Source organism: Andreesenia angusta, from assembly GCF_001855385.1.
Classification (GTDB): domain Bacteria; phylum Bacillota; class Clostridia; order Tissierellales; family Gottschalkiaceae; genus Andreesenia; species Andreesenia angusta.
Map to the genome: position 1 here is coordinate 1 of NZ_MKIE01000009.1, position 25,498 is coordinate 25,498.

25 protein-coding genes, 13 tRNA genes and 2 rRNA genes are annotated in these 25,498 nt (G+C 43.4%); 38 read left to right on the top strand and 2 right to left on the bottom strand.

All coding sequences use genetic code 11. From position 1 onward, the window contains the following. The 29 genes from EUAN_RS09435 to EUAN_RS09575 all read left to right on the top strand — a co-directional run. Nucleotides 1-173: ribosomal RNA gene (locus EUAN_RS09435) — 23S ribosomal RNA — on the top strand; the annotation flags it as partial. A gap of 263 nt (nucleotides 174-436) precedes the next feature. Next, nucleotides 437-553: ribosomal RNA gene (rrf, locus tag EUAN_RS09440) — 5S ribosomal RNA — on the top strand. A gap of 14 nt (nucleotides 554-567) precedes the next feature. After that, nucleotides 568-642, top strand: a tRNA-Asn gene (locus EUAN_RS09445). Nucleotides 643-673: 31 nt separating this feature from the next. Further along, nucleotides 674-748 (top strand) — tRNA-Glu (locus EUAN_RS09450). Between the two features lie 5 nt (nucleotides 749-753). Beyond that, nucleotides 754-829 (top strand) — tRNA-Val (locus EUAN_RS09455). Between the two features lie 37 nt (nucleotides 830-866). After that, nucleotides 867-940, top strand: a tRNA-Gly gene (locus EUAN_RS09460). 3 nt (nucleotides 941-943) lie between these two features. Continuing rightward, nucleotides 944-1,020: transfer RNA gene (locus EUAN_RS09465), tRNA-Arg, on the top strand. Between the two features lie 6 nt (nucleotides 1,021-1,026). After that, nucleotides 1,027-1,101: transfer RNA gene (locus tag EUAN_RS09470), tRNA-Gln, on the top strand. Nucleotides 1,102-1,105: 4 nt separating this feature from the next. Then, nucleotides 1,106-1,181 (top strand) — tRNA-Lys (locus tag EUAN_RS09475). 4 nt (nucleotides 1,182-1,185) lie between these two features. After that, nucleotides 1,186-1,274: transfer RNA gene (locus EUAN_RS09480), tRNA-Ser, on the top strand. 185 nt (nucleotides 1,275-1,459) lie between these two features. Continuing rightward, nucleotides 1,460-2,065, top strand: a complete 606-nt coding sequence (gene yedF, locus EUAN_RS09485; protein WP_211266344.1) for a sulfurtransferase-like selenium metabolism protein YedF — start codon at nucleotides 1,460-1,462, stop codon at nucleotides 2,063-2,065. 16 nt (nucleotides 2,066-2,081) lie between these two features. After that, nucleotides 2,082-2,360, top strand: a complete 279-nt coding sequence (locus tag EUAN_RS09490) for a putative Se/S carrier protein (protein WP_071064031.1) — start codon at nucleotides 2,082-2,084, stop codon at nucleotides 2,358-2,360. A 117-nt stretch (nucleotides 2,361-2,477) separates the two neighbouring features. Beyond that, on the top strand, nucleotides 2,478-2,675 hold the full coding sequence (locus EUAN_RS09495; RefSeq protein ID WP_071064034.1) for a DUF951 domain-containing protein: 198 nt from the start codon (nucleotides 2,478-2,480) through the stop codon (nucleotides 2,673-2,675). 104 nt (nucleotides 2,676-2,779) lie between these two features. Further along, nucleotides 2,780-3,064 carry a 30S ribosomal protein S6 gene (rpsF, locus tag EUAN_RS09500; protein ID WP_071064036.1) on the top strand — a complete coding sequence of 95 codons (285 nt, stop codon included), beginning with the start codon at nucleotides 2,780-2,782 and terminating at the stop codon, nucleotides 3,062-3,064. Nucleotides 3,065-3,088: 24 nt separating this feature from the next. After that, a complete protein-coding gene (locus EUAN_RS09505; RefSeq protein WP_071064038.1) occupies nucleotides 3,089-3,553 on the top strand; it encodes a single-stranded DNA-binding protein in 465 nt (154 codons plus the stop codon). A gap of 14 nt (nucleotides 3,554-3,567) precedes the next feature. Next, entirely contained in the window at nucleotides 3,568-3,798 is a 231-nt protein-coding gene (gene rpsR, locus EUAN_RS09510) for a 30S ribosomal protein S18 (protein WP_071064040.1), read from the top strand. 66 nt (nucleotides 3,799-3,864) lie between these two features. Next, the gene (locus tag EUAN_RS09515) at nucleotides 3,865-4,806 is read left to right on the top strand and encodes a DUF2232 domain-containing protein (protein WP_071064042.1); all 942 of its coding nucleotides are present in this window, start codon (nucleotides 3,865-3,867) and stop codon (nucleotides 4,804-4,806) included. A gap of 16 nt (nucleotides 4,807-4,822) precedes the next feature. Beyond that, nucleotides 4,823-6,808 carry a DHH family phosphoesterase gene (locus tag EUAN_RS09520; RefSeq protein ID WP_071064044.1) on the top strand — a complete coding sequence of 662 codons (1,986 nt, stop codon included), beginning with the start codon at nucleotides 4,823-4,825 and terminating at the stop codon, nucleotides 6,806-6,808. Beyond that, entirely contained in the window at nucleotides 6,808-7,260 is a 453-nt protein-coding gene (gene rplI, locus EUAN_RS09525) for a 50S ribosomal protein L9 (protein WP_071064046.1), read from the top strand. The genes EUAN_RS09520 and rplI overlap by 1 nt, the downstream gene beginning before the upstream one ends. Before the next feature lie 112 nt (nucleotides 7,261-7,372). Next, complete coding sequence (dnaB, locus tag EUAN_RS09530; protein WP_071064048.1) at nucleotides 7,373-8,731, top strand: replicative DNA helicase; 1,359 nt, start codon at nucleotides 7,373-7,375, stop codon at nucleotides 8,729-8,731. A gap of 15 nt (nucleotides 8,732-8,746) precedes the next feature. Beyond that, entirely contained in the window at nucleotides 8,747-9,967 is a 1,221-nt protein-coding gene (locus tag EUAN_RS09535) for an FprA family A-type flavoprotein (protein ID WP_071064050.1), read from the top strand. A 56-nt stretch (nucleotides 9,968-10,023) separates the two neighbouring features. Then, nucleotides 10,024-10,638 carry a GNAT family N-acetyltransferase gene (locus tag EUAN_RS09540; RefSeq protein WP_071064149.1) on the top strand — a complete coding sequence of 205 codons (615 nt, stop codon included), beginning with the start codon at nucleotides 10,024-10,026 and terminating at the stop codon, nucleotides 10,636-10,638. Nucleotides 10,639-10,877: 239 nt separating this feature from the next. Further along, nucleotides 10,878-12,164 (top strand): adenylosuccinate synthase, encoded by a 1,287-nt coding sequence (locus EUAN_RS09545; protein ID WP_071064052.1) that lies wholly within the window; start codon nucleotides 10,878-10,880, stop codon nucleotides 12,162-12,164. Between the two features lie 143 nt (nucleotides 12,165-12,307). After that, nucleotides 12,308-12,383 (top strand) — tRNA-Lys (locus tag EUAN_RS09550). Between the two features lie 5 nt (nucleotides 12,384-12,388). Further along, nucleotides 12,389-12,463, top strand: a tRNA-Glu gene (locus EUAN_RS09555). 5 nt (nucleotides 12,464-12,468) lie between these two features. Continuing rightward, nucleotides 12,469-12,544: transfer RNA gene (locus EUAN_RS09560), tRNA-Val, on the top strand. Nucleotides 12,545-12,570: 26 nt separating this feature from the next. After that, nucleotides 12,571-12,647 (top strand) — tRNA-Asp (locus EUAN_RS09565). Nucleotides 12,648-12,670: 23 nt separating this feature from the next. Beyond that, a tRNA-Thr gene (locus EUAN_RS09570) sits at nucleotides 12,671-12,745 on the top strand. Nucleotides 12,746-12,887: 142 nt separating this feature from the next. Then, nucleotides 12,888-13,868, top strand: a complete 981-nt coding sequence (locus EUAN_RS09575; protein ID WP_245674481.1) for a diaminopimelate dehydrogenase — start codon at nucleotides 12,888-12,890, stop codon at nucleotides 13,866-13,868. Nucleotides 13,869-13,896: 28 nt separating this feature from the next. On the opposite strand, the gene EUAN_RS09580 is transcribed toward EUAN_RS09575, so the two are convergent. Both EUAN_RS09580 and EUAN_RS09585 read right to left on the bottom strand, forming a co-directional pair. Further along, entirely contained in the window at nucleotides 13,897-14,898 is a 1,002-nt protein-coding gene (locus EUAN_RS09580) for an ATP-binding protein (protein ID WP_071064056.1), read from the bottom strand. Nucleotides 14,899-14,926: 28 nt separating this feature from the next. Next, complete coding sequence (locus EUAN_RS09585; RefSeq protein WP_071064058.1) at nucleotides 14,927-15,997, bottom strand: DnaD domain-containing protein; 1,071 nt, start codon at nucleotides 15,995-15,997, stop codon at nucleotides 14,927-14,929. A gap of 171 nt (nucleotides 15,998-16,168) precedes the next feature. Here EUAN_RS09585 and EUAN_RS09590 point away from each other — a divergent pair, with 171 nt between their 5' ends. The 9 genes from EUAN_RS09590 to rlmH all read left to right on the top strand — a co-directional run bounded on the left by EUAN_RS09590 (nucleotide 16,169) and on the right by rlmH (nucleotide 25,442). Beyond that, entirely contained in the window at nucleotides 16,169-16,714 is a 546-nt protein-coding gene (locus EUAN_RS09590; RefSeq protein WP_169817375.1) for a methyltransferase family protein, read from the top strand. 18 nt (nucleotides 16,715-16,732) lie between these two features. After that, nucleotides 16,733-18,229 (top strand): phytoene desaturase family protein, encoded by a 1,497-nt coding sequence (locus tag EUAN_RS09595; protein ID WP_071064062.1) that lies wholly within the window; start codon nucleotides 16,733-16,735, stop codon nucleotides 18,227-18,229. Between the two features lie 195 nt (nucleotides 18,230-18,424). Next, complete coding sequence (locus tag EUAN_RS09600) at nucleotides 18,425-19,786, top strand: peptidoglycan DD-metalloendopeptidase family protein (protein ID WP_071064064.1); 1,362 nt, start codon at nucleotides 18,425-18,427, stop codon at nucleotides 19,784-19,786. Nucleotides 19,787-19,907: 121 nt separating this feature from the next. After that, the gene (locus EUAN_RS09605; protein WP_071064066.1) at nucleotides 19,908-21,272 is read left to right on the top strand and encodes an MATE family efflux transporter; all 1,365 of its coding nucleotides are present in this window, start codon (nucleotides 19,908-19,910) and stop codon (nucleotides 21,270-21,272) included. A 232-nt stretch (nucleotides 21,273-21,504) separates the two neighbouring features. After that, on the top strand, nucleotides 21,505-22,785 hold the full coding sequence (locus EUAN_RS09610) for a UDP-N-acetylglucosamine 1-carboxyvinyltransferase (RefSeq protein ID WP_071064068.1): 1,281 nt from the start codon (nucleotides 21,505-21,507) through the stop codon (nucleotides 22,783-22,785). A 14-nt stretch (nucleotides 22,786-22,799) separates the two neighbouring features. Further along, entirely contained in the window at nucleotides 22,800-23,585 is a 786-nt protein-coding gene (locus tag EUAN_RS09615; protein WP_071064070.1) for an MBL fold metallo-hydrolase, read from the top strand. Between the two features lie 20 nt (nucleotides 23,586-23,605). Beyond that, nucleotides 23,606-24,736 (top strand): serine protease HtrA, encoded by a 1,131-nt coding sequence (gene htrA / locus EUAN_RS09620; RefSeq protein ID WP_071064072.1) that lies wholly within the window; start codon nucleotides 23,606-23,608, stop codon nucleotides 24,734-24,736. Between the two features lie 85 nt (nucleotides 24,737-24,821). Continuing rightward, on the top strand, nucleotides 24,822-24,989 hold the full coding sequence (locus EUAN_RS09625) for a CxxH/CxxC protein (protein ID WP_071064074.1): 168 nt from the start codon (nucleotides 24,822-24,824) through the stop codon (nucleotides 24,987-24,989). A 3-nt stretch (nucleotides 24,990-24,992) separates the two neighbouring features. Beyond that, nucleotides 24,993-25,442: a 23S rRNA (pseudouridine(1915)-N(3))-methyltransferase RlmH gene (gene rlmH / locus EUAN_RS09630; RefSeq protein ID WP_071064076.1), complete on the top strand. Its 450-nt coding sequence runs from the start codon at nucleotides 24,993-24,995 to the stop codon at nucleotides 25,440-25,442. The last annotated feature ends 56 nt before the right edge of the window (nucleotides 25,443-25,498 follow it).

Sequence of the window (25,498 nt, forward strand, 5' to 3'; positions counted from 1 at the left end):
TCTGGAAGTGATAAGCGCTGAAGGCATCTAAGCGCGAAGCATCCCTCAAGATTAGATTTCCCATCTGGTTAACAGAGTAAGATCCCAGGAAGACTACCTGGTAGATAGGTCACAGGTGTAAGGGCAGCAATGTCTTCAGCTAAGTGATACTAATAGATCGAGGACTTGACCAAAAGGATATATTCACTGTGTAGTTTTGAGTGTACAGATGCTCAATAGAGAAACACTAGTTTCTCAAAACAGAAGCGAGAATATTTCAATTCGAATAGCGTCGTGAATGTTATAGCTGAAATGCTGTAATAGAAGCGAGTAAATCGTTTAGAAATCTGTGTGTCTGAGCGCAAGCGAGTTCGCAGATTTTAGATTTAGGAAGCTGAGAGAGCAGGACATTTCACATAACGTGAATGGCTGTGAGAGTGGAAGTTCGAGCGACATATCCAGTGACGATAGCGAAGGGGTCACACCTGTTCCCATACCGAACACAGAAGTTAAGCCCTTCAGCGCCGATGGTACTTGGTTGGAAGCGACCTGGGAGAGTAGGACGTCGCTGGTTAGTGATTTAAATGTTCTCGGGTAGCTCAACGGTGGAGCAGTCGGCTGTTAACCGAAAGGTTGTGGGTTCGAGTCCCACCCTGAGAGCCAATTTAATTCAAAAAATCAACTAAAACTGTGAGGCTCTATGGTCAAGCGGTTAAGACACCGCCCTTTCACGGCGGTAACCCGGGTTCGATTCCCGGTAGAGTCACCAAAAATGGTCGCATAGCTCAGCTGGGAGAGCATCTGCCTTACAAGCAGGGGGTCGTAGGTTCGAGCCCTACTGCGACCACCATTTAAAACCAAAAAATTAAATAAAAAAACCAAAATATGCGGGTGTAGCTCAGTGGTAGAGCCCTGGCCTTCCAAGCCAGTTGCGAGGGTTCGATTCCCTTCACCCGCTCCAAATGCGCCTGTAGCTCAGTAGGATAGAGCAACGGACTTCTAATCCGTGTGTCGGGAGTTCGAATCTTCCCAGGCGCGCCAAAACGATGGGGTATCGCCAAGCGGTAAGGCATCAGACTTTGACTCTGACATGCGTAGGTTCAAATCCTGCTACCCCAGCCAAGATGATCCATTAGCTCAGTCGGTAGAGCACCTGACTTTTAATCAGGGTGTCCCGCGTTCGAGTCGCGGATGGATCACCAATTTGGAGAGGTACCGAAGTGGTCATAACGGGGCGGTCTTGAAAACCGTTAGGGTGCAAGCCCACGTGGGTTCGAATCCCACCCTCTCCGCCATAGAGAATCCATTTACTTTTAGAGTAGATGGATTTTTTTTAGTGAAAAATAAAAGATTACATGAGTAAAGTCGAGTACATAGAAAAAATCTATATCTAGAATTCCAAGTGCTTGTTGTTTGAAAACTCAAAATATAATAAAGTATTGTTATAGGAATGTACTAGAATACAGATGAGAGGAAGATAATGATGATAGAGATAGATGCAAGAGGAGAAAACTGCCCTAAGCCTGTGATAATGACTAAAAAGGCGCTTGAAAGCATAGGAGCAGGGGAAGGTATAGTCACAATAGTGGACAATGAAATGGCCAAAGAGAATGTAAGCAAGCTTTTGAAGAGCATGGATATTGATTTCAAAGTAGATCAGAAAGAGGGAGACTACTATATAACTGCAGGAAGCGTAGAGGTAGAAATAGCTGGAGCAGGAGCGAAAAAAGATTCAGATGAAAACGTGTCTAAAAACACGGTTATCATGTTCGACAAGGACAAGATGGGACATGGGAACGACGAGCTTGGAGCAGTGCTCATAAAGGGTTTTATATATACACTTACTGAACTGGAAGAGCTTCCTTCAGCACTGCTTTTCGTAAACTCAGGAATAAAGCTGACTACTACAGGGTCAGCTGTGATAGAGGATATAAAGCAGCTTGAAGCAAGAGGGGTTGAAATCCTGTCTTGCGGAACTTGCCTAGACTACTACGGGCTTCAAGACGGCCTAGAAGTAGGAGGAGTCACAAATATGTACACCATAGTTGAGAAGCTCATGGAGGCTTCCAACACTATAAAACTTTAAGGACAGGGATGGTCATATGATAGAAGTTGATAATTTTGTAATCTCTTTTAATTCAACTCACCACGCCATAAAAAGCGAGAAGAGGCTTAAAGAGGAAGGGATAGAGCTTAGAATGATACCGACACCTAGAGAGATAACTGCGAGCTGTGGGCTTTCGGTAAAGTTTGAAGAAAAGGACTTGGATAAGGTGAAGGGCATAATGGAGAACCTAGTTGAAAACGAGGATATCTCTATAAAAGGTATATTCAGAATTATAAGAAACAGCAAAGAGAGAACTGCTACAAAGATATACTAGTCAATAGATGCAGAGACACCGAGTACCAAAGCTTAGGTGTCTCTATTTTTATATGGCAAACACATATAGGGGTCTGATATACTTATCTTTGTGAAGATATCGGAAAGAGGTGATTGCATGGTTCAAAATTACAGTGTAGGAGACGTCGTTCAGCTTAAAAAAGGCCATCCCTGCGGTGAGAACAAATGGGAGATAGTCAGAACAGGGGTGGACTTTAAAGTGAAATGCCTTGGATGCGACAGGCAAGTCTGGATACCTAGAAAAGACTTTGTAAAGCGAGTGAAAAAAGTCATTTCATCTTCGGATCAAGGATAAAAAACTTGATTTAAACTCTATAAGATGATATAATTTTATGGATGTGACGTAATCCTTGCTCTATCACAGAATAGAGCCGTTAAGTCCAAAAGGAGGTGAATTGAATGAGAAACTATGAGGGAGTATTTATCTTTTCTCCACAAGTTCTTGAAGAAAACAGAAACGAGATAATCGAAAAGCTAAAAGGCGTAATAGAGTCAGCTGGATCTGTGACTACTCTAGACGACTGGGGTAACAGAAAGCTTGCTTACGAAATCAACGATTTCAAAGAGGGCTACTATACACTTATAAACTTTGAAGCTGAGACAGCTGTAATAGCAGAGCTTGAGAGAATATGTAAGATAACTGATGGTGTAATCAGAAACATGATAATAAATCTTGAAAAATAATAGACAGCCGTGGAGGTGCTTTTCTTGAATAGTGTTGTATTGATTGGAAGACTTGTTAGAGATCCAGAGCTTAGATTTCTGCCAAATGGCGGAACAGCTGTAGCTAGTTTTTCTATAGCTGTAGACAAGCAATTGTCTAGAGACAAGAAGCAGGAGATGGAGAGCAAGGGTCAGCCTACAGCGGACTTCATAAACATAGTCGTGTGGGGGAAACAAGGAGAGAATTGTGCGAACTACTTGAAAAAGGGAAGGAACGTAGCTATCCAGGGAAGAATCCAGACAGGAAGCTATACAGCGGCTGACGGAAACAAGAGGTATACTACAGATGTGGTTGCAGAGAGAGTCCAGTTTATAGACTGGGGAGACGGTGCTTCGAGCGGAAATCCAAGTGCCGTATCTAGACCTCAACAGAGCAACAACTCTGGAGATTTTAACACAGAAGGATTTCATCTTGACGATTCGATAGATGATGAGGATATTCCATTCTAAAGGAGGGAAAGAGAATGGCTGGAGCAAGAAGATTCAGAACTAGAAAGAAAGTTTGTAGCTTCTGTGCAGACAAGAAGTCTGTAATAGACTACAAGGACATAAATAAGCTCAAGAAGTATGTGACTGAAAGAGGAAAGATACTTCCAAGAAGAGTTTCAGGAAACTGTGCAATTCACCAGCGTGAGTTGACAATAGCTATAAAGAGAGCAAGACAAGTAGCTTTCTTACCATATACAGCAGAATAATAGAAAACGTCGACGATGTCGACGTTTTTTTAGATACATATTTAAAACAAGAAAAGAGGGTTTAAATTGAGCAACCAAGAGAGCAGAACTACGCTAAAAGATTTATCGATTGCAATTTTGCTTACATCGATTACAGGTTTTTTCGGTGTGAATGGATTTTCGCTGCTTATGCTGATATTCCCTGCATTCAGTGTCATAGTGGGCGTGAAACACGGCTTAAAGTACAGCATATTGAGCATGGCTATTTCTATAATGGCGATATCGTCAGTGCAGGGCATGGGATATGTGCTTCCTCTGTCGCTTTATATAGGGATTGCCGCAGTACTCAGTATCTATATAAATAGAAGGGAACGAGTCTCGAAGATAGTTTTAGCTGGAGGCACCTATATGTTCTTGGCACTGGCCGCTATATCTGTAGCACTGAAGCTGATTTTCGAAGTCGACGTAGTTGAATCGCTAGAGTCGTCCCTTAGACTTGGACTTAAAGAAACTATAGAGCAGCTGGGAAGCGCTTCGAACACGGAAAACTACGATATAGCTTCGATCAAACTGGCAATGGAGGAGTCCATAGGGTTTATGGTAGCTATATTCCCTGTTATAATGGTGTCAGGAGCTTTCATGATAAGTGTAGTTTCTTACTGGGTGGCATCGCATATTCTAAAAAGAAACGGGATATCTCATGTAGACACTTTGAAGCTGAGCAATTTCAGGCTGTCCTCCAAATTTTCAGTGGCGGCTGTAGTGATTTTAATAGTTACATTTGCCATAAAGCTTATGGGGCTACCTGTATACGAAGCGCTAGTACTCAACCTTACTACAGCACTGTACTTAGTTGTATTTATACAGGGTATAGGAGTGATAGCGTACTTTTTAGGGAAAACTAGAATCAATAGAGCAATTAGAACCACCATACTGGTTTTTTTGGCGTTTAATGTAGCACTTAGCATGTTTGTATCTTTTGTTGGAGTTTTGGATATAGTGTTTAACTTCAGAAAAATAAAGGACTGATGTCCGGGGGGAAATTATGCCGAAAAACAAAAATATAAAGGTCATAAAGGCTGAGCTGTATGTACAGATAGCTCTTATTCTGATCATATCGCTGATAATTGTACAGTATAATTTTCTGCTAGGCATGGCAGTGATGTTTCTGTCGCTATCCATAGTCACAGTTGCTACGTACATGATAGGGAAAAAGCTGGAGCTGCTTGAGTCTATAGAGGACATATCGAGCAAGAACAGCCTTATAAACAAAGATACAATCAAGAGCATCCCTCTTCCACTCAGCATACTGGACAAGGACGGGAAAGTGGTTTGGAACAACGAGGAATTCCTTGATATAGCTGAAAACAAGAATATATACAGCAAGAGAATGGACGAGATAGTTCCAAGGTTCAGCCTTGACTATGTGGAAAAAGAGAGGGGCTCCTTCAATGTAAACCACAGAAACAGGCTCTATGAAGTCCACTACAACAGGGCGCTAAACGAGTTTGAAGAAGAAGAGATATTTATATTCTACTGGATAGACAGGACGGACTTGAGCAAAAAGATAAGCGAACTTGAGGAAAAGAGCATATGTATAGGTCTAATATACATAGACAACTACGAGGAAGTGTTTTTGCTTGGGAACAACATTGAAGAGAAAAGCTATATAATAGACATAGACAAGAGGATAAAGGGACTTTCAAATAGAATAAACGGTATACTGGAAAAGCTAGATGAAGACAAGTACCTTATATTCTTTGAAAACAGATATCTCAGCTTTCTAGAAAACAGGAAGTTTGAAATACTGGACGATATAAAGAACGTGGAGTACGGCGGGAACTTTCCGATAACCATAAGCATAGGGATTGGAGCAAAGGGAAAGGATATGAAAGAGACATACAGCCACGCTCAAAACGCTATGGATATAGCGCTAGGAAGAGGTGGGGATCAAGCTGTTGTGAAGTCAGGAGACAGGCTGGATTTCTACGGAGGAAAGAGCAAGACCATGGAGAAGAGAACAAAAGTGAAAGCTAGAGTTGTGGCCCATGCACTGGGAAAGCTGATAGACCAGGAAGAAGTGGTTTTTATAATGGGACATAAGTCTCCCGACTTAGACAGCTTTGGAGCCTCTATAGGCGTGTACAGGGCGGTCAGAAGCAGAGGGAAAAATGCATATATAGTTCTAAAAGGGGTAAATAGTTCTATAAAGCTTATGTACAATAACTTGAAGTCTCAGTCGAAAGAGCTTATGGAACATATAATAAGCCCTGAAGAGGCCATGTATATGATGAGAGGTGAAAACCTCTGCATAGTGGTGGATAATCACAAGAAAAGCCAGGTTGAATCTGCCAGGATACTTGAAAAATGCTCGAAAGTCATAGTCATAGACCATCACAGAAGAGGAGCGGAGTTCATAGAAGAGCCAGTTCTGACTTATGTGGAGCCTTACGCATCTTCCACATGCGAGCTCGTGACAGAGATACTGTCCTACATAAGCGACAGGATAGACATAGAGAAGCACGAGGCAGAGGCGCTTCTAGCGGGCATAGCGCTGGATACAAAGCATTTCTCCGTGAAGACAGGCGTAAGGACTTTCGAGGCAGGAGCATTTCTGAGGAGGTTCGGGGCAGATACAGAGGCCGTCAGAAAGCTCTTCAAAGGCAGTTTCAGCGATCTGAAGCTGCGGGCCAAAGTCGTGGCCAGCTCTAGAATAATAGAGGAGCATATAGCCATTTCAAGGTTAGAAGAAGAAAGCGAAAGCTCCATACTTGTAGCAGCCCAGTCGGCAGACGAGCTATTGAATACGGAAGGCGTAGACGCATCCTTTGTGCTCTCTAGGATAAAGAACGATGTGCATATAAGCGCAAGGTCTATAGACGATGTCAATGTACAGGTCATAATGGAAGAGCTGGGAGGGGGAGGACATATGAACTCCGCTGGGACAAGAATTGAAAACAGCAGTATAGATGAAAGTGAGAAGCTTTTAGAAAAAGCTATTTATAAATATATAGAGGAAGGTGAAATATAATGAAAGTAATTTTATTAAAGGATGTAAAGGGAATAGGAAAGTCTGGGGAGCTTGTAAATGCAAAAGACGGATATGCAAGAAACTTCTTGCTGCCTAAGGGGCTTGCAAAGGAGGCAAACGAAGCCAGCCTGAAAGAGCTAAAGGACAAGAGTGAGTCTGACAAGTTCAGAGAAGCTGAAGAGAAAAAGGCTGCCGAAGCACTTGCAAAGAAGATATCAGAGACAGAAGTGGTGATAGTTACAAAAGTAGGCGAAAACAACAAGCTATTTGGATCTATAACTAGCAAGGATATAGCGGAACTACTTGAAAAAGACCATGGAATAAAAGTGGACAAGAGAAAGATAGACATAGATGGAGGGAATATAAAGACGGCGGGAACTACTTTCGCCGAAGTAAAGGTATACCCTTCGATAGCAGGAAAGCTTAAAATATCTGTAAAAGAGCAGAAATAACTAGAAACGCCAGAAATATCTCTGGCGTTTATTTTGTATACTTCTGTGTTTAAAAAGACAGGTACTAGTATATAATATACTTATAGAAAGAAATTTAGATTGGAGAAATGGAATGGAAACAAACGAAATAGGAGCCGGAACAGTAGGAAGAGTTCCACCACACAGCTTGGAGGCCGAGAGGTCAGTGCTAGGAGCTATGCTCTTAGACAGAGAGGCAATAGTGGCCGGAGTTGAGATGATAAGGTCTGAAGACTTCTACCATGAAGCCCATAGGCAGATATACGAGTCCATAATATCTGTGTTCACCCGAGACGAGCCGGTGGACCTCATAACGCTTTCAGAGGAGCTGAAGAAGAGGGATATACTAGAGGCCATAGGCGGAACGGTCTATCTAGCGGAGCTGTCTAACGAAGTTTCCACTACGGCGAACATAAGGTACTACTGCGGCATAGTGGAGGAAAAATCCATACTGAGAAAGCTGATAAGAGCTTCAAGCGACATAATAGCCAAGAGCTACGAAGACAACGAAGAGATAGGAAGTATAGTAGAGCAGGCGGAAAAAAAGATATTTGACATAACCCAGAAGAGAAACCAGGAGGGGCCAGAGGACATAAAGACAGTGCTTATAGAGAGTCTCTCAAAGATCGAGAAAATGGCGGAGTCTCAGGGCAGCTTGACAGGGGTGACTACTGGATTTATAGACCTGGACAACAAGACTTCAGGGCTTCAGAAGTCGGATCTTGTGCTTATAGCGGCAAGGCCTGCGATGGGAAAAACGGCTTTCACCTTGAACGTGGCTATAAATGCGGCGCTAAAGGGAGGAGCTTCTGTAGGAATATTCAGCTTGGAGATGTCCAAAGACCAGCTTGTGCAACGTATGCTGAGTGCAGAGGCCCATATAGAGCTTCAAAAGATAATACACGGCAACATAGGCGAGGACGACTGGCCAAAGCTTATAAGCGCCATGGGACCACTCTCCAAGGCTAATATATTTATAGACGACACACCGGGCATAACGCTTACAGAGCTGAAGGCCAAGTGCAGAAAGCTTAAGATAGAAAAGGGGCTTGATCTTGTGATGATAGACTACCTTCAGCTTATGTCTGGAGAAGGTCGAACCGAGAGCAGGCAGCAGGAGATATCCTCTATATCAAGGGGGCTAAAAGGGCTTGCAAAGGAGCTAGACTGTCCTGTAGTTGCTCTTTCGCAGCTTTCGCGTGCGCCTGAGCTTAGGTCCGACCACAGACCTATACTTTCGGACCTAAGGGAGTCAGGGGCCATAGAGCAGGACGCCGACATAGTTATGTTCCTCTACAGAGACGAGTACTACGATCCTGACTCAGAGAAGAAAAACATAGGTGAGGTTATAATAGCTAAGCACAGGAATGGGCCTATAGGCAATATAGAGCTTGTATTCGTGGGCGAGTACACTAAATTCCTGAACTTAGAGAAAAATAGAGTTGAACCATAAAAGGGAGGCTTTGCAATGGACAATACCAAGGTTTTGAACTTAAAAGAAGACATAAAGTGGATAGGGATATTAGACCCAACTCTTGTAACTTTTGACGTGGTCATGGAGACTCAGTACGGTACCACTTACAACTCCTACTTTATAGACGCAGATAAAAAGACGATAATAGAGACTTCAAAAGACACATATCAGAAAGAATATCTTGAAAAGGTAAAGAGTGTTGTGAATCCGGAAGAGATAGAGTATATAGTGATGAACCACACTGAGCCGGACCACTCTGGGAATCTGAAGGAGCTTCTGAAAATAGCTCCAAACGCCACGGTTGTTGCCAGCAAGACGGGAGTAAAGTTTTTAAGAGATATAACGAATCAAGAGTTTAAGCATATAATAGTCAGCGATGGAGATACGCTAGACCTTGGCAATAAGACGCTCAGGTTTATAGGGGCCCCTTTCCTGCACTGGCCAGACACAATATACACATATGTGGAAGAGGACAAGGTGCTCTTCAGCTGCGACTCCTTTGGATGCCACTACTGCAACGAAAATGTATTTGAAGACCTGGTTGGGGACTTCAGCGACGCTTTCAAATACTACTTTGACGTGATAATGAGTCCATTCAGCCAGCATATGCTAAACGCCATCGAAAAGGTGGAAAAGCTGGATATAGACATAATAGCTCCAGGACATGGACCTGTTTTGAGGGACAACTGGAAGAAATGGGTCGAGACAACTAAGCAATATGCCAAGGATTCGCTTGAGCACAAACACGAGGGCAAACCCAATGCACTTATAACTTATGTTTCAGCTTATGGGAACACAAAGAGGATAGCGGAGCTGATAGCCAAAGGCATTGAATCGGCTGGAGATATAGATGTAGAGCTTCTGGACGTGGAATCTGGAGTGGGCTTTGAAACGCTAGAGGGCAAGGTAGAGAAGGCGGATGCCATTTTGATAGGTACGCCTACCATAAATCAGAATACGTTTCCTCAGATATACCAAGTTTTCGGGGCCATAAATCCCGTGACAAGCAGGGGCAAGATAGCAGGAGCGTTCGGATCTTACGGCTGGAGCGGGGAAGCTGTTGGGATAGTGAACAACATATTCAAGCTTTTAAAGCTGAAGCCCCATGGAGATGGACTAAAGGTTCTGTTTGTCCCTAAAGAGGACCAAGAAGAAAATGAATGCACAGAGTTTGGCAGGGAAATAGGAGAGAGTTTGATAGAGAGCTTTAAATAAAATTGTTCAGCATAGAAAACTCCCCACAGCCTGCGGGGAGTTTTTTGGAGGATAGGATGATAAAAGGGGAAAGGATTTATATAGAAAGCCTTCAGCTTTCGGACGTATATCAGATGATGAACTGGAAAAAGGCAGAGGATATACTTTCAAGGGAGTATCACTTTTTAACTACAAAAGACGGCAATGTCAAGGGCTGGTATGAAGCTAGAATAGCCAGAAAGAATATGAAGTCATACTCGGTAAAGACATACAGTGGGAAAGTGATAGGCTTTATAAGCATAAGAGACATAAACAGGCTTTTCAAAACTGCTGTATTGGGGATAACTTTTGATATGAACTATGTAAACTGTGGATATGGTACTGAAAGCCTGAGGATATTTCTGGACTACTACTTTAACGAACTCAAAATGAGAACTCTTTTTCTAGACGTCGCAAGGCACAACAAGAGAGCTATAAGATGCTATGAAAACCTTGGGTTTGAGCATGTAAGACAGTACTATGCAAGGCTTGAGGACGAGTACTACGACGCTGTAATAGAGGAGCTGAAAGAACGCAAAGAGGAGGAGTTCAGGCAGAGCTTCTGGATAGTGGGGCCGTTTATAATGCTGGGCTACTACAAGATGAGGCTTAGCAAAAATATGTACAATACAGTATCCACAAAGACATGTTGAAAAAAATGTGAATAACTTTGTGGATAAGTGGATAAGTAGGGGTAAATACTGAATAATAGCGAGAAAAGAGACAAAGTTCTGTTGATAACATTGTGAGTATAAACTGCAAGTCAAAATAGATCAGTTTAAAATACGAATGATTAAATAGAAACAGAGAAAAATATTCGAAAATGAATTGACATCAAAAAAGCGTTTTGATAGCATGTTATAGACGACAATTCACATAAGGAGTGGTATATATGTCAACCTTGGTAGTATTAGGAGCGCAGTGGGGAGATGAAGGAAAGGGAAAGATCACGGATTATCTGGCTGAGAAAGCGGACTATATAGTCAGATATCAAGGCGGTGACAATGCAGGACATACGGTAAAAGTTGGAGATCAGGAGTACAAGCTGCATCTTATACCGTCTGGAATATTCTACGGAGACAAAAGCTGCATAATAGGAAATGGCGTTGTGGTAAACCCTAAGTCACTAGTAAAAGAGATAGAGTACCTCAAGGAAAAGGGCATAGGAGTTGAGAACCTGAGAGTGAGCGACAGAGCCCATATCATATTTCCATATCACCTAAAGCTGGACGAGCTGGAGGAGAGAAAAAAAGGGATAGAGAAAATCGGAACTACTGTAAAGGGAATTGGTCCTTGCTACAGAGACAAGGTGGACAGAGTAGGGCTTAGAATTTGCGATGCAGAGTACAGAGAGAGCTTTGAAGAGAAGCTCAGAAAGAATATAAGAGAAAAGAACGAGATAATAACAAAGCTATATGGCGAAGAGCCACTTGACGAAGAGAGCATTGTTCAGGAGTACAGAGGCTATCTAGACCAGATAGAAAAATATGTGGAAGATACATCTGTAACTGTGGACAGCGCCATAAAGTCGGACAAGAAAGTTTTGTTTGAAGGAGCTCAAGGCACGCTTCTAGATCTTGACTTTGGAACCTATCCATACCTTACGTCTTCTCACCCTATATCGGGAGGAGTTCCAATAGGTGCTGGAATAAGTCCGCTAGCCATAGAGAGAGTGCTAGGCGTTGTAAAGGCCTATACAACTAGAGTTGGAAAAGGACCATTCCCAACAGAGCTTTTCGACGAGATGGGAGATGCCATAAGGGAAAAAGGACACGAATACGGAACTACGACTGGAAGAGCTAGAAGATGCGGATGGCTGGACATGGTAATGCTTAACTATGCAGTCAGAATAAATGGCCTTACAGACATAGCAGTTACAAGGCTGGACACTCTTGGAGGATTCGAGAAGCTCAAGCTCTGCGTAGGGTATGAGCTAGAGGGAGAGAGAATAGTGGACTTCCCTGCAAGCTTAGAGACTCTTTCTAAATGTGAACCGGTGTACGAAGAGATAGATGGATGGGATGACAAAGAGATGGAAGGCGTGGAGGACTACGAGAAGCTGCCGGAAAACGCCAAGAGATATATAGAGAAGATAGAAGAGCTAACAGGGGTCAGAGTGAGCATAGTCTCCATAGGACCTAAGAGAAATGAGACTATAATAAGAAACGCGCTTATATAGAGTGACAACTAGAGCCTGAGAAAGTCCGAAAATAGGGGACTCTTGGGCTCTAAATAATTAAAAATAAAAAATGTTGAAAAAATATTGACACTTTAAAGTTAATAGGGTAATATATATCTTGTGGTTGGGGACAGCTACAAGATGATCCATTAGCTCAGTCGGTAGAGCACCTGACTTTTAATCAGGGTGTCCCGCGTTCGAGTCGCGGATGGATCACCAATTATGGCTCTATGGTCAAGCGGTCAAGACACCGCCCTTTCACGGCGGTAACCCGGGTTCGATTCCCGGTAGAGTCACCATAAGTGGTCGCATAGCTCAGCTGGGAGAGCATCTGCCTTACAAGCAGGGGGTCGTAGGTTCGAGCCCTACTGCGACCACCATAAAAAAATATGAAACAAACAAACGCGGCCTGGTAGTTCAGTTGGTTAGAATGCCAGCCTGTCACGCTGGAGGTCGAGGGTTCGAGTCCCTTCCAGGTCGCCAAAAAAACAACACACACAAAACATGCTGGTGTGGCGCAACGGTAGCGCAACTGACTTGTAATCAGTAGGTTGGGGGTTCAAGTCCTCTCACCAGCTCCAATAAAAGGAAGGTTCTAGAACGTAAGATTCTAGGGCTTTTTTTTTACGTTCAAATGCGATTCCAAATACAGGCTTTAAATTTTGATTGAAAAAAGCAAAAAATTGTGGCAAGATATAGAGAAAGAAAAAAACAAGGGAGTGAATGCATTTGAGTAAGATAAGATTAGGTATAGTTGGATACGGTAATTTAGGAAGAGGTGTGGAAAAAGCCATATCTCAAAACCCAGATATGGAGCTTGTAGCGGTTTTTACAAGAAGATCGCCTGAGAGCATAGACACTAATGCAACGGCTGTAAGTATGGCGGATATAGAGTCTTACAAGGGGAAAATAGACGTAATGCTTCTATGCGGGGGGTCTGCGACTGATCTAGAGAAGCAAGGGCCTGAGATATCTAAGCATTTCAATACAGTGGACAGCTTTGACACTCATGCTAAAATTCCTGAGTATTTTGAAATGGTGGACAGCTCAGCTAAAGAGGGCGGAAACACAAGCCTTATATCTACAGGGTGGGACCCAGGACTTTTCTCTCTAAACAGACTTCTCGGAGAATGCGTGCTTCCAGAGGGTGACGAGTACACTTTTTGGGGAAAAGGAGTTAGCCAAGGTCACTCTGATGCAATAAGAAGGATAAGCGGAGTTAAGCGCGGTGTTCAGTATACAGTTCCTAGCGAAGATGCGTTGTCTACTGTGAGAGCTGGGGAAAAGCTGGACATATCAGCTACAGACAGACATGAAAGAGTATGCTATATAGTGCTGGAAGAAGGGGCAGATGCGGCGAGCATAGAGAAGGAAATAGTTACAATGCCTAACTACTTTGCAGACTACAAGACTACAGTGAACTTTATTTCAGAAGAAGAGTTCCAGAGCGAGCACACTGGAATGCCTCATGGAGGAAGCGTCTTCCGTCAAGGTAGAACTGGAGAAGGAACAAGCCAAGTTATAGAGTTCAAGCTAAACCTTGGAAGCAATCCAGAGTTCACTTCAAGCGTGCTAGTTGCATGCGCAAGAGCGGTAAATAGATTTGCTTCAGAAGGAAGAGTAGGTGCGCTTACTGTATTCGACATTCCATATGCATATCTTTCACCAAAATCAGGAGCAGAGCTTAGAAAAGAACTACTTTAATAAAAGCAACAAAAAGAGGAACAGGGGCTTAACTGCCCCTGTTCCTCTTTTTTTCCCATCTCAAGTCTGGACCGAAAAACTTGAGCATATTGAATTGGCTAAAAAGCCTTGAAAAGACTCTATCGGTGTAGATATTTGAAATATCTCTAGGAGACAGGTTGGTCGAGATAACGGTTTTTTTGCCACTCAAGAGCCTTGAATTTATTATATTGAAGAACTCAGTTATGGTGAAGGAGTTGGAGAGCTCTGTTCCAAGGTCGTCGATTATGAGCAGATCTGCTTCAAACAGCATATTGTAGTCTTCTCTGCTGAACACAGAGCCTTCTTCCCTTTTAAATCGATGCGCCTCTACAATCTCCATTATCTTAAAGGCCGTTTGATATATGACCACCTTCCCTTTATCTAGAAGCGACTTTGCTATGCAGTTACATAGAAAGGTCTTTCCAAGCCCTGTAGTTCCGTAGAACAGCAGGTTTTCTCCATTGTCCTTGTCAAAGTTGATGCAGAAGACTTCAGCTGTGTTTACAAGTTCCATCATATTTTCTCGTGGAGTCAGGGCTTCGCCGTCGAAGTTTTCATTTGAAAAGATGTCTATGTCGAAAGTCTGAAAATTCTCTGAATTAAGTTTCTTGTCTAGATTAGACATCTTATAGGACTCCCTTATAAGCCTTTGCTTAAGGCAGCTGCATTTAGATCCATTTTTCAGGTACCCGGTGTCGCTGCATGCAGAGCATTCGTAGGAGACTTCAAGCTGGTCTAAACTGATGTTGTTCTCTGTCAGAAGAAAGGCTTTTTCAGACTTCAGCTTGCTCATATGCGCCTTTACCTTGGCTAAATTCTCTTCGTAGGAGTCGGGATCGTTTAAAAGAGACTTGGCTATAGTGACACCTGTCTTGGCTATTTCCGAGTCTATCTCTTTCACTCTAGGTACTTTTGCATATATAAGCTCAAGTCGCCTCTTCTGTTCAGCTACGGCACGGTCTCTCTTTCGACCGTATTCTCTTAGTATTTCATTTAATTTTGAGTTCAAGGTTTCACCTCTGCTTTTCTATACTTTTCTACTTGCTTTTGTTTTTCTCTCTTATCAGCTGCTCTAAGTCCTCGTTCGAGTAGCCAGAAGAGCGTTGCTCGAAATTGTGGAAAGCTGTTTTCTTGACAGCAGGTGGATTAGAGCGAGGCTTTTCCGACTTGTAGCTGGAAGCTTCTCTTTCCACATCTTCCACAGTTCGGATCCCCTTTTCATGCCAAGAGCTCAGGATTCCGTTTATATAGTTTACGCTTGGGTTAGCTGTGCTAGAGGACTTCTCACATGCCTTCATCACAAGCTCTGTGGAGAACTTCCAGTCTTCAAACCACCTGTTCATTATCTTCTTTTCGCTCTCTGTAGGAATCGTATTTACGGCGCCTATGGCTTTCTTGACTTGCTGGTATCTGTGGTACGCACTCTCGTTTTGCTTAAGGTATTTTTCCAGCTCCTCTGCGTTGGTGATTCCAAGGTCGTACCAGTTTCTGATTATCCCTTCGACATATCCTACGCTTTTCTTGCCCTGCTTTTCCACGGCTATATAGAAGGCCTGCACTATGACTTCGGGAGACACGTTGTAGTTGTAGAACCAGTCCAGTATCTTCGTGCGCTCTACCGCCTGAAGCTGCCTTCTGACTATATGGTCTATTTTCTTGAACATATCGCTTATATGGGGATTGTAGCTTACTTCAACAAGATCGTCCACAGTGCTCCTGTAGAGCGTGTCCACGCTCTTTCTGGGCTGTGGCTTCTCTGGCATAAATATCTGGTAGTTGTTTGTAATATAGAGCTGTACAAGACTTTTAAACTCTACATCGTAGTCAAACTGATCCGCCGAGTTTTCCTTAGGGTGCTTTATGATTATGCCCTTCTGCTCCCAGAAGTCCCAAGCGGCCAAAACATCGGAAAGCGGTATGCTCAAGTGCTTGGCAAGCAAGGAGTTTGTGATTACAAGATGCTTGTCGTCGTCTCTTGTGAGCTTAAAGCCCAGCAGGTAGACTTTCACATGTGTCCCGTCGGCCATTGGCATAAAGTCGTTTAAGAATATATTTTCTATTGGCGTAGAGCCCAAGTCCACTTTTGTAGTCTCTATGAAAAATGCCATATTTGAATCACCTCAATCAATTTCTAGTCTCATTATATCACAATTCCAGGATATAAATATTTTCAGAAGAGTGAATAAAGTACGCCTCTTAAGGTATATAGGGTATTAAAGTAGATAATATTGGGAGAGATAGAAGTGGATATATTTTTTAAATTAGACTGGCGGTACATAGTGTTTTATTTGATTACGGCACTCTGGATAGGTGAGTTTATAGTCCTTCCATCTAGGCATGAAGATGGGGACTACAGCGAAAAAAAGTCGTTTCTGAGAATTCTGGCTTCAATAGTGGCCAGCATAGCGCTTACTTTATCGCTTTCATACGCAGAGCTTTTTGCTGTTGGAGGGTTGGCCGGAACTGCGATGAACTGGATAGGACTCTTGTGCTATGTTTCAGGAATAGCTTTCAGGTACTCGGGAGCAGTATACCTTGGGAAGTACTTTACAAGAGATGTAGAGGTTGAAAGTGACCATGAGCTCGTAAGCGACGGGCCCTATAAAATACTGAGACATCCCCTCTACTTGGGACTGTTCTTGCTTTCCATAGGGGTGCCGCTGTTTTTCAGAAATATAGTGGGATTTTTATTTGCATTCGCAATTGTAGGCAGGCTTTTAAACAAGAGGATGATTCAGGAAGAGATTGTGATGGAGAATACGATAGGGGACAGCTACAGAGTGTGGAAAGCTGAAAGGTACAGATTTATTCCGTATATATACTAGTGTGAGGGGGAATGTTTTATGGACAAGCAGAAGGTGACAGTGATTGGCGGAGGGCTTGGAGGTATCTCAGCGGCTATATCACTTGCCAGACGTAGAGGACAATTTGAAGTAACTCTGATTGAGAAAAACAGTCATCTAGGGGGGAAACTGAACGTGCTGGAAAAAGACGGATTTTCATTTGACCTTGGACCTTCCATATTGACCATGCCCCATATATTCGAGGAGCTCTTTAAAATGCACGGCAAAAAGATGGAGGACTATGTGACTATAAGCAGAGTAGAGCCTCATTGGAGGAATTTCTTTGAAGACGGGAAGATATTGGACCTAGAGGGCGATATTGAAAAAATGAAACAAGAGCCGTCATGCTTAAGCGAAAGCGAAGTGGGTGACCTCAGGACCTTTATGGAGTACTCCAGAGAGCTGTACGAATTCTCGGATGCTGTTTACTTTAAAAACCAGAGTGAGAAGCTTTTAGACATATTCAAGCACTACAACCCTTTCAAGATCTTAGGCAAGAGCGATTATTTTTCGACCATGGACCAAGGGGTGAGAAAGAGGATAAAAAACGAGTACATGGTGGACATACTCAATTTCTTTGTGAAGTACGTGGGATCGTCTCCCTACGATGCACCTGCTATACTCAATCTGCTGCCATATGTGCAGTGGGAGTTCGGGCTCTGGTATGTGGATGGAGGAATGTACAACTTGGCCAAAGGGCTTGAAAAGCTGGCCAGCGAGGTGGGAGTGAAGATTTTAAAAGAAACAGAAGTCACAGGCGTAACGAGAGAGGGATCTAGAATAACCGGGGTGGAATTGAACAGCGGAGAGACACTAGGCACAGACATAGTGGTCTCCAATATGGAGGTCATACCTTTCTATGAAAAGATTTCAAGGGAAAGCGACGATTCGATAAAGCCGTATAGAGACAAATACGGACCAGCCTGCTCGGGGTTTGCGCTTCACTTGGGAGTGGACAGAGAGTACGAGCAGCTTAGGCATCACAATTTTTTCTTCTCCAAGGACCCAGAAACTCACTTTAGAAAGATCTTTCATGAAAGGGGCCTTACTAAAGACCCCACCATATACCTGGTGGCTCCTATGAAGACAGACAAAGGCCAAGGGCCAAAAGGGTACGAGGTGATAAAGATACTTCCACATATACCTGTCGTAGACGATGAAAATCCATTTACAGAAGCAGATTATGGGGAGTACAAGGAGAACGTGCTGCTGAAGCTGGAGCGGATGGGACTTACAGACCTTAGAAAGCATATAGTCACAGAGGAGCTTTGGACTCCCGAGACTATAAGGGATATGTACTACTCCAACAAAGGGGCTATATACGGTGTCGTGTCAGACAAGGAAAAAAACAAGGGCTTCAAGACCCCTAAGCGAAGCGAGTTCTACAGCAATCTCTTCTTTGTAGGAGGAAGCGTGAATCCAGGTGGCGGAATGCCCATGGTGGCGCTGTCTGGACAGCAGGTGGTGGATCAGATTTTAAAAGCAAATATACAGTAGCCAGAAAAAGCCATATTTCTGGCTTTTTTTATTTTACGAAAAATTTTTAATTCGTGGATACAAGTATACAAAAGGCTTTAGAGGTATGTGACTTTCGCTTCTCAAAAAGATGTATTGAAAAAAAACCATACTGTGCTATAATTAAAAAGGATTTATTACAAAAGAGTTACAGTAAAGTATAAGGAGTGTAAACAAATGAAGCGAATAAAGAGCTTTTTAAAAGATAAGCGAAATACAGTAGGGATCGGAATGGCTACAGCTGTGCTGTTGAGTTCCACAATAGGATTTGCAGTCTACCAAGAGTCTGGAAAGGCTTATGAAGTCAAAGTAGACAAAGAGGTAGTAGGAGTTGTGAGCAAGAAGAGCAGTATAGACAGGGTGTTGGAGTCTATAGAGGATGAAAAGTCAACAGAGTACAAGAAAGAAGTAGTGCTAGACGAGGCTATAGAGGTTGAAGCGGTGAAGGCCGAAAAGGCTGAGATGATAGAGCCTGAAGAGCTTAAGTCCAAGCTAGAGGAAAAAGTAGTGGCCCTTGTAGACGCAGTGGACATAGTAATAGAAGGCGAAGCTGTAGTTTCAGTAGATTCTCAGGAAGATGCAGCCAAGATAGTGGAGTCCCTTAAGTCTAGAAACATGGAGAAGTACGGGACAGAGCACACTGTAGAGGCCAAAATAGTTCAGAGTGTAGAGCCGAAAGCTTCAAAAGTGGATGCAAACCAGGTAAAGAGCATTGAAGAAGCGGTGGAAATAATAGAGACAGGCGGAGTAGAGGTAGTAGAGCATGAGATGAAGCCGGGGGAGAACTTCTGGACCATCTCGAAAGACTACAACACCACGTCAGAGGCTATAGAAGCAGCTAATCCTGACAAGGACCCTACAAAAGTAAGGGACGGCGAGATTGTAAAGATAAACTCGCCAAAGCCATATATAACAGTTGAGCTTGTAGAAGAGCTAGAGGTCGAAGAAGAGACTGCGTTTGAAACGACATACGAGACAAGCGAAGAGATGTACAATGACACTGAAGCGGTCAAGACTGAGGGAGTGAACGGAAAGTCCAAGAAAAAGATAAAAAAGACGTCTGTAAACGGAAATGAAGTAAAATCGGAAGTCTTGAGCGAGGAGATACTGCTAGAGCCTGTCAGCAAAGTCATAGTCAAGGGAACGAAAGAGAGGCCATCGGGAGTTGGGACAGGGAACTTCCAGACACCTGCAAACGGATATATTTCGTCTAGATTCGGTCCAAGGTGGGGGACTATCCACAGGGGACTTGATATAGCGGCTCCTACAGGAACTACAATAGTGGCATCTGACAGCGGAAAGGTGACTTACGCTGGATACAACAACGGCGGATACGGATATATGGTGAAGATAAGCCATGGGAATGGATTCGAGACGCTTTACGCGCACAGCAGCCAGCTATATGTAAGCGTAGGAGATGTTGTGAATGCAGGAGACGTGATAGCTGCAATAGGAAGCACAGGAAACAGCACAGGGCCACATCTTCACTTCGAGGTTATAAAAAACGGAGAAAAGGTGAATCCTGAAAACTATATATAAAAGAGCAGAAAGACCCAATAGACGCAAGTCTCAAGGGTCTTTTTACGCGCTTTAGAGAAAAAAATCAGAAACTGTAGTATAATCAACTTTATAAAGATGAAAAGGATGTGTTAACGATTAAATGATAAGTACATTGAACAGAGAACTTTTTAAAGACAGAGAGTATTTCAAGCTGCTTTCAGCGATAGCTATTCCCATAGTGATTCAGAACCTGATAGTTTCATCCCTAAACATGCTGGACACGCTGATGGTAGGGGTGCTCGGAGATATAGACATAGCTGCTGTAGGCATAGGAAACCAGATATTCCTGCTTTTCTACATACTATCCCTGGGGATTTCAAGTGGCTGCGGAGTTTTCATATCCCAGTACTGGGGTAAAGACGACAGACACAACATAAGGAGAGTTATGGGGCTTTCGATTATCGGGTCTGCGATTGTGGCAGTGCTGTTTACAGTCGTGCTATGGTTTTTCCCGGAATGGGTCATTTCTATATTCAACAAGGAAGCTGAAGTGATCGAGAAAGGCAGCGGATACATAAAGATAGTCGGGCTTAGCTATCTATTCAATGCATTGTCGGTGGCGATTGCAACTGCCTCTAGATGTGTAGAAAAGACTAAGCCGCCTATGGTCACCAGTATAATAGCTCTCTTTGCCAACGGTGGGCTCAATTACATCTTCATATTTGGCAAGTTCGGACTTGAGCCTATGGGGGTTAGAGGAGCGGCGCTGGGGACTGTTATAGCTAGGGCGCTGGAGTTTATAATACTATTCATATACGTATTTAGAACAAATAAGGTACTCTGGGGAAATGTCAGAGAAGTGTTCGAGATAAGTATGGACTTTACTAAGAAGATATACTCCATAGTGAAAGACGTGCTCTTGAATGAACTGCTCTGGGGAATGGGCACAGTTGTCTATTCCATAATATACGGCAGAATAGGGAGCGGTGCGCTTGCAGCGGCACAGATATACAATACGGTTCAGAACTTCTTCTTTATACTGGTATTGGGAATGGGGGCCTCTTCTGTTGTAATGATAGGGAAGGAAATTGGAGCAGGAAACTACGAAAAAGCCAAAAAGTACAGCTACAACTCCTTTATCCTCACTATATACCTGGGTGTTGCGCTTTCAATACTAATAGCGCTTACAGCTGGAGGGATAGTCTCTATATTCAACATATCGGAGTCAGTTAGGCAAAGCGCCAAGATAATACTCTATATAACAGCCGGGATATTCACGTTGAGGTCGCTGAACGTAGTGCTTATAATAGGGATACTCAGAGGCGGAGGAGATGCGAAGTTCGGGCTAAGGACAGAGGCCTTCACGATGTGGTGCATAGGCGTTCCGATATCCATAATAGGTGCCTATGTGTTCAAGCTTCCGGTATACGGAGTCGTGGCACTGATATCTCTAGAGGAAGTGGCCAAAAGCATAATATCCATAAGAAGGCTATTTTCAGAGAGGTGGATGAAGTCAGTCACCTAGGAGTGTTCAATATAAGACGAAAGAACTAAAGCCATAGGTGGTATAATGAAAAGAGATTGATAGATTTTTGATTTATAGCTTTTATTGTTAACACAAAATAATTGGTTTGTAGTATAATGGAAGCTGGACTTGAATTGAAAAAAACACGGTTTGGACAGAGAAAACTATAGGACTAGAGGTCAAAATAAAATAGAAAGCGGGGTGCAAACTGACAGGGTCAGTTTAAAATAGAATGGAGAAATTGATAATAGAGGGCGGAACAAAACTAAGCGGAGAGGTATCTATAACTGGATTTAAAAATGCAGCACTTCCTATACTTGCGGGAACAGTGCTTGCAGGGGACAAGTGCATTATAAACAACTTGCCTAAGATAGAGGACATAGAGTGCTTGAAAGAGATAATGAGGTGCATCGGGGCCAAGATTGCAACAGACAGAGATGGAAAGACAAAGGTGGACACAAGCAGCATAAAGGAATGCAAGGCTCCACACGAGCTTTCGTCTCGTATAAGGGCATCCTACTACCTGCTAGGAGCAGGGCTTGGAAGGTTCAAAAATGTTGAGATATCGCTGCCTGGAGGATGCAATATAGGGAGCAGACCTATAGATCTACATATAAAGGGATTTGAAGCGCTGGGGGCAAAAGTGGAGATAAACCACGGCATAATAAGCTGCAAGGCCGACAAGCTTGTAGGGGCCGACATATATATGGACACGGTGAGCGTAGGAGCTACCATAAACATAATGTTTGCGGCTTCCATGGCGGAAGGCACGACTATAATAAGAAATGCGGCCAGAGAGCCTCATATAGTGGATATAGCCAACTTGCTTAACTCAATGGGAGGAAAAGTAGTAGGCGCTGGAACAGATACCGTAAAGATAACAGGAGTGGAGTCGCTTCACGGGGCGGAGCACACAGTCATACCTGACCAGATAGAGGCCGGAACTTATATGGTGGCTGCCGCTGGAACAGGAGGAGACGTGACACTTAAAAACGTGATACCTACTCACCTAGAGGCCATAACTGCCAAGCTGAGAGAGATGGACGTGGAAGTGCTGGAGTATGAAGACAGCATAAGGGTAATAGGAACAGACAGCTTGAAGAGCATAAACATAAAGACTCTCCCTTATCCAGGTTTCCCTACAGACCTTCAGCAGCCAATGACTACTCTGCTCACTAGGGCTGCTGGCACTAGCATAGTAAACGAGAATATGTTCGAGGGCAGATTCAAGTTTGTAGACGAGCTAAACAGAATGGGCGCAGATATAATGGTGGAAGGAAGGACGGCTGTAGTTCAGGGGGCAAAGAGCCTGAGCGGAGCTGAAGTAAGGGCTACAGACTTAAGAGCCGGAGCTGCACTTATAATAGCTGGGCTTATGGCAGAGGGAACGACTGTGGTGAATGAGCCTTACCACATATACAGAGGATATGAAAATATAGAAGACAAGCTTATAGCTCTTGGAGCTAGAATAACTAAAGTGGAAAGCGCCGAGGAAAACCTTAAGACATCTTAAAACGGAGGGATTAAATGGGTTTTAGATTTTGTTCTCTTGTAAGCGGAAGTAGTGGGAACTGTCAGTATATAGCTACAGAAAAAGCCAGGCTGCTCTTAGATGCTGGACTGAGCGGCAAAAGGATACAAGAGCTTCTTGCAGGCATAGACGCCGAAGCTTCTTCTATCGACGGGATACTTGTGACCCACGAGCATCAGGACCATATAAAGGGTGTAGGAATACTTTCAAGAAGGTTTGACATACCGATATATGCGAACGAGGGCACCTGGGCAGGCATGAGGGACTCCTTGGGCAAGCTGGAAGACAGGAACATAAGGGTGATAAAGAACTCAGAGAGCTTTGAGATAAAGGACATAGGTATAAGTCCTTTCAGTATATCTCACGACGCTAGAGACCCGCTAGGCTACTCTTTCTACAACAAGAACAAAAAGATATCGGTACTTACAGATACAGGTGTGGCCGGGAATGAAGTAGAAGAGGCCCTCAGAGGTTCAGACCTGCTTATGGTGGAGTCCAACCACGACCCCAATATGCTTAAAATAGGCAGATATCCTCAGTTTTTAAAGCAGAGAGTTCTTGGAAAGCTTGGACATCTCTCTAATGAAGAGGCGGGGGTTCTAGTCAGAAATCTCGACTTGAATGAAAATGCCAGAGTTGTGCTTGGGCATTTGAGCATGGAGAATAATTTTCCGGAATTGGCATATCAGACTGTAAGAAACGTGCTTGAAGATGCAGGAATGGGATCGCTCTCTGTAGATATGACATACAGGGATAGGTCCACTAAAGTGTACGAGATTTAGAGTTTTAGAGAGGTGATTTTATGAACGAGAATTGGGATGAAAACGGCAAAGGGAAAACAAGGTCATATCCTTCTTATGTGCTGGTGTCAGTGGTTTCCGCAATACTGGGGGCACTTATCTTTTCAGTTGCATTTTCACTAAACACCGAGAAAGAGCCAGTTCAGGACACTCAGCAGACTCAGAACACTGGCAATATAACTATAAATCCATCTGACGATGTTACGACGGTGGAAGCAGTGGCGAAGAAGGCTATGAGCTCCGTAGTCGGAATAACTACAACCGAAGTGGTTCAGGACCTTTGGAGCACTCAGGAAGTTCAAGGGGTAGGGTCTGGAGTAGTAGTAAGCGCAGACGGCTATATACTTACAAATTCACATGTGATTTCAAATGGCGCCGCTCAAAACATAAAGATAATGTTTATGAACGGAGAAGAGAAGGAAGCCAGGGCGGTTTGGTATGACACTCTGATGGACCTTGCTGTAGTTAAAGTGGAAGCTGAAAACCTGGACGTGGCTCACCTTGGAAACTCAGAAAACGTGAGCATAGGACAGCTTGCAATAGCCATAGGGAATCCGCTGGGACTTGAATTTGAAAGGACGGTCACCTCTGGAATAATAAGTGGAGTAGACAGATCTGTGTCAATAGACGAGTTCAACAAGATGGAAGGTCTTCTCCAGACAGACGCATCCATAAACTCTGGAAATAGCGGAGGGCCGCTTCTGAACTCCAAAGGAGAGGTAGTGGGCATAAACACACTCAAGATATCTTCAGGAGAAGGCTTAGGGTTTGCACTCCCTATAAATATGGCCAAGCCAATAGTGGAAGAGATAGTCAGGACAGGGGAATTCAGAGAAGCATATATAGGCATAGAGGGAATAGATGTGGCCAGGTATCAGAAGATGACAGGCAGAGAATTAGGTGTCAAAGTGGGAGTCCTGGTAGCTAAAGTGGCTGCGGATTCACCTGCTGAACTGGCTGGACTTAGACCTGAAGACGTGATAGTGAGCATAGACGGAGATGGAATAGAGAGCTTCAAAGCACTTAGAGAGAGGCTTTACAGATATAAGCCGGGACAGGAAATAAGGATCGGAATAGTCAGAAGCGGACAGACTAGAGATCTACTGGTGAAGCTTGCAGATGTCCCTAAGTAGGGGTTTGGTTTTTAAGCCAAACCTCTCTTTGTATTTTGGCCTAGAAAGAGTTATAATATAGGAAAAGTAATAGGGGTGAGAAGCTATGTATGTAGTTTGCAACGAGCATCTTGAGCTTGCTATAGAGGAATTTGTAGAGACTTATGGACAGTCTCCAGACGTATACGAGCTAGACAAAGTGAGCTTTACAGACTGGGCGAGTCCAAAGAGCTGTGAATACTGCAGCAATCCTCCCAGATTCTTGGTGGTGTAGGACTTGAAGATAAAGTTGATAACAGTCGGGAAACTCAAGGAGGATTACTTGAGGAAGGGAGTAGACTACTACATAAAGCAGCTTAAGAAAAGCTATGAGGTTGAAGTCATAGAGCTTTTGGACGAGAAGACCCCTGATACGAGAAGTTCCAAGCAGGAAGAGAGAATAAAGTCTTTAGAAGGGGAGCGGATACTGTCTAAAGTAGCTCCAGAAGACTACGTCATAACTCTTGAAATAGACGGCAAGAAGCTGGATTCAGAGGGGTTTAGAAGCCTTATGACTTCCAGCTTAGGGGACAAGAAAAGCGTGGCCTTTGTAATAGGAGGCTCGCTTGGAATCTCTAGGGAAGTCTCGAAGAGGAGCGACTACAAGCTTTCTTTTTCAGACATGACATTTCCTCATCAGCTTATGAAGTTGATACTTCTAGAGCAGCTAAGCAAAGCAAGGGCATAGCCTTGCTTTTATTTTGTTATTTTGGGTTATATAAAAATTAAGATAAAAGACAAGAA